A 372-nucleotide genomic window follows, 5' to 3' on the forward strand; every position below is an offset into this window, starting at 1 on the left:
ACGAAAAACAGTGCGGTCCCTTTGATGTCCAATAGCTGACCGCCATAATTAATGGTCATCTCGCCATTGACCAAACCCATTTTGTAAAAGTCGCGGCGCCCAGCTTTAACCGGGACTTCTGTTGATTCCGGAAGGGCGTGAACTTTGAAACCTTTGAGTCGAAGGTCCACCTCATTCAGTCCGGGTATTCCAGTCGTTTCTTCATTTAGCATGGGGCAAAGTTAATAAAATCAATCCTTTCCCATTCTTAAATTGATTTGCCTTAAACGAATGTTTTTACGTAAACGAAGCCCTAAACTCCATCGGAGATTGATTGGTTTTGTTTTTAAATAGCTTGCTGAAACTTTGCGAATGTTCAAATCCGAGCTCATA

1 protein-coding gene and 1 pseudogene are annotated in these 372 nt (G+C 42.2%); both read right to left on the reverse strand.

The window, feature by feature from the left end; translation table 11 throughout:
* Positions 1–212, reverse strand: a pseudogene (locus AAHB90_RS32590) (hypothetical protein); the annotation flags it as partial.
* A gap of 64 nt (positions 213–276) precedes the next feature.
* The coding region (locus tag AAHB90_RS32595) for an AraC family transcriptional regulator (RefSeq protein ID WP_342089507.1) at positions 277–372 on the reverse strand (96 nt) is incomplete at its 5' end.

Source organism: Dyadobacter sp. OTU695, from assembly GCF_038440355.1.
Lineage (GTDB): Bacteria > Bacteroidota > Bacteroidia > Cytophagales > Spirosomataceae > Dyadobacter.